This window comes from Mangrovimonas aestuarii (assembly GCF_028767185.1).
Taxonomy (GTDB): Bacteria; Bacteroidota; Bacteroidia; order Flavobacteriales; family Flavobacteriaceae; genus Mangrovimonas_B; species Mangrovimonas_B aestuarii.
Map to the genome: position 1 here is coordinate 1 of NZ_JARACK010000015.1, position 3,519 is coordinate 3,519.

2 protein-coding genes are annotated in these 3,519 nt (G+C 38.7%); both read right to left on the reverse strand.

Annotated features, from left to right (window positions below):
* Positions 1 to 1,938, reverse strand: a 1,938-nt coding sequence (locus PWU04_RS13285; protein WP_274476611.1) for a fibronectin type III domain-containing protein, incomplete at its 3' end; no start/stop codon positions are given.
* Positions 1,939 to 2,644: 706 nt separating this feature from the next.
* On the reverse strand, positions 2,645 to 3,519 hold an 875-nt coding region (locus PWU04_RS13290; protein WP_274476612.1), incomplete at its 5' end, for a T9SS type A sorting domain-containing protein.

The following is a 3,519-nucleotide window of genomic DNA, read 5'->3' on the forward strand; positions in this document are numbered from 1 at the left end:
TAAATCGTAAACATAATGTGTTCCTCCAGCAGGAACTACAGAAGTATTATCCCAAGTATCTAGAGCAGTCCATGTAGTACCTGCATCGGTAGAAATCAAAAACTGAACTTCGTCGTCTGACCCTAAACTTCCTGCCGTTGTAGATGAACCAAATTGCATTATAGCGAAATCGAACTCAACCTGATAAGGACCGCCAGTTGATAAATCGAAGCTTGGAGACAATACCCAATCGCTCTTACTAGCAAGATAAAGATTGATTTTATATGCTCCACTGAATCCGTTATTAGCAAAACCATCTGGTCCCCAAGACCCTGCTCCTAAACCAGTAGGCCCAGTTGTTGGATCACCATTATCTGCCTCATCCCAACACTGCGGAATGATGGTTGCAAAGTCTTGTAAGTATTCTGGAATATAAGCAGCACACTCTGTAGTAAAGGATATTGGCCCTACCCAAGCACTTGTATCACCAGCGCCACAATCAGCCTGCACGTAAAACTCATATTCTGTAACAGGAGTCAATCCGGTAACAGTGTATGGATTTGTCACTCCTGTATAGGTTGGTGTACCTGTAGGGACAGTCCCCGCAGTTACCATTTCAATGTTCCATGAAGTTGCTGTTCCTGCTTCTGTCCAGCTTAAATCTACTGTAGTATCAGTAACGGCACTTGCCATTAGGTTAAATGGCTGAGCACAGGTTGGCATTTCGTCAAAAGAGACGTCATCCAGTAAAATATCATTATAGTATGCAGAAGTTGAAGTACCTGTAACCGTGAACCTAACTTGTACTGGTCCAGTGATTGTATAAGTAGAAAGATCGATAAAGTAATCTTGCCACTGAGCACCCAATAAATTAGTAATGTTCATTACAGTATTCCAAGCAGCACCATCATAAAGCTCAACATCAATCAAGTTGATTGTTGCATCATTTGTATTATTACTGAATAATGCAAATTGTAGAGAAGGACTGATTAGACCAGACACATCTACTAATGGAGACGTCAAGGTACTAATTTCAGCATTGCCGTTATCTGAGCCATCCATCCATGCATAATTAGTTCCACCACCAAAGGTGTGATCATCAACGTCTGTTGCAGCATAACCTGCATTTAAATTATAATCCCATACATTATCACCACCTTCGGTCCAACAGTTAGGAGTTGCCCCCCCTGTAAATGGCTCAGTAAATGGTGCTAAAAAAACACTACAAGCGGTTGTAAACCCAAAAGGCCCTACCCAAACACTTGTATCACCGGAACCACAATCAGCTTGTACATAAAATTCATAAGTAGTTGAAGGGCTTAGTGTATTTTCATTATAGGTAGTACTAGTAAGTCCCGAAACCATAGTTCCAGAACCTTGAACAAACCCTGCTACTCCCCACTCTATATTCCACATGGTTTCACTGAAACCTTGAGCCCATGTTAAGTCTGCAGAAGTAGTAAGAACGTTTGAAGCTCCCAGCGTGTTTGGTTCTATACAAGTAGGTGCTTCATATAGTGTTACAGAAATATTCAACCAGTTACAATCTGAATTAGTCCATGATTGATCTAATATCAAATCTAGCGCCCCATCTACAGCTGGCTCATACAATCCTGCCAAATCACCTTGAAAAGTCAAAGTTGTCGAATTTCCATTAGAGGCTCCGCCCGAAGTTGGAGGATCGATAACAACAGAACCCGCAGCGGTTATAACAGTTACATCCGCTTCGCTTGAATAGGCATTAGATACATTTACCCAATCTACCGTGATTAGGAATGATTCATAAATCCCAGAATTTACCCCAGCAGTATTGGCAACATCGTTAATGTTTAAAGTTACTTCCGTATCCCCAGGTACATTAGTAGGGCCCGCAATAACGGGGAATGTGAATTGTGCCTGCGACTGCCAAGAAAACACAAAACACATTGTGGCAAAAAGCCAAAACGTAGTTTTTTTCATACTTGTAATTGTTTTTGGTTTAAAGGTTTATTAAAGTGAAAATGATTTGTTATTCTTTTTGAGTGCTATACTCTTTATAACAAAAAAGATTGTAAAAATGCTTTTTTCAATCTTGCCAGCAAGAATGTGTTTTTTTTATGTTAAAGCATTAATAGTGGGCTATAAATTGCGTGACATATGTGTGACAAAACGTGACGCTATTGGATTTAAAGGGAACAGGAGTGCCTTTATTTGTTTTGATTTTTATGAAAAAGGCTGTTCTATTTCGTAAAATAAGGTTGTGAATAGAGCAATAACATGTTATGTGCGATAAAAAAATATGGCTATTTAAAAAATCGGCACAATTAGAAGGTGTGGTCTGTAAGGAAAGGCTTTAAACTATATTTTTTTTGTTTTTCAAGTAGTTATGAGAATATCTAGTCTATGATAGGAATGAGCTGCTTTAAGTTAAGATCAGTTGTATTATACAAAAGAGTTTTTTCAATTTTTCCTGCTCAGTCATAGTGAAATTTATACCTGATTCCTGATCCTTGATGGTTTAAAATAGCACAGCCTAGTTGTTAAAAAGAAAACACCCTTTGGCAGTTTTTAGCCCATTAGCTTATTAAACTGTATCATTACAACAATTGGGAATTTCTTTAGGTAACTTTAATAAAAAAAAGGCTACCATATTGGTAGCCTTTTACTTTTTACAATTTAAACAGTTTTATTGCTTAATTACACGAATGGTTTCCAAATTTCCATCAATACTAACTTTTACAAAATACGCTCCTGTTTGCAGGTTAGACATATCTAAATCTACTTTCATAGTGTTTGGAGCTGCATTAATAACCTGCTGACCCAACATATTGAAAACAGCAACATGTTGAATGTTTTTCTGAGCCGTTAACACCAAGTTAAAGCTAACTGGGTTTGGATAATATGAGAATTGATACAATTGCTCTAATTCCTCAACTCCCAAGGTAGTTGGCGACCAAACTTTTAAATTGAAAGTTCCATCTGCTGCAGGTGCCACTGCAAACTGATAAATACGAACATAGTAAGTCTCCCCAACAGTTAATCCCGTTGCTTGAACCTCTTCTACACCAGCAGTAAAAATACCATCAGAACAGCCTATTACTGTTAATCCCCCGGCACATGTCCCTGAATACAACTGAACAACAGAATCGAAATTGGCATCGAAAGTTATATTAACATCAGCAGTCAACGCTTCAAAAGAATACCATACATCATCGTTAGCAGTTCCTGTAAAACCACCACATGCCTCAGCTGCCACACCTGAATCGGTAGCACCTTCTACAGTTCCTGGAATTGCTGTTGCAGAAGCTGCATCGGCGATACCCGTTTCTTGAACTACAGCATCTGAATTAGGACAATCATCGTTAGTAGGAGGACACGTAAAACTAACCGGATCACTGGTAAACTCACAATTGGCATCATTATCATCGCTTACCGTAAATGACACCTCATTTCCTGAAGTATAAGGTCCAAATTGAATTACACCAGTTGAAGTAACTGTTTCAACAAATCCAAAGAAATCATCAGAAATTGTCAAACTGCTGGCAGTTCCCATATCGGTGA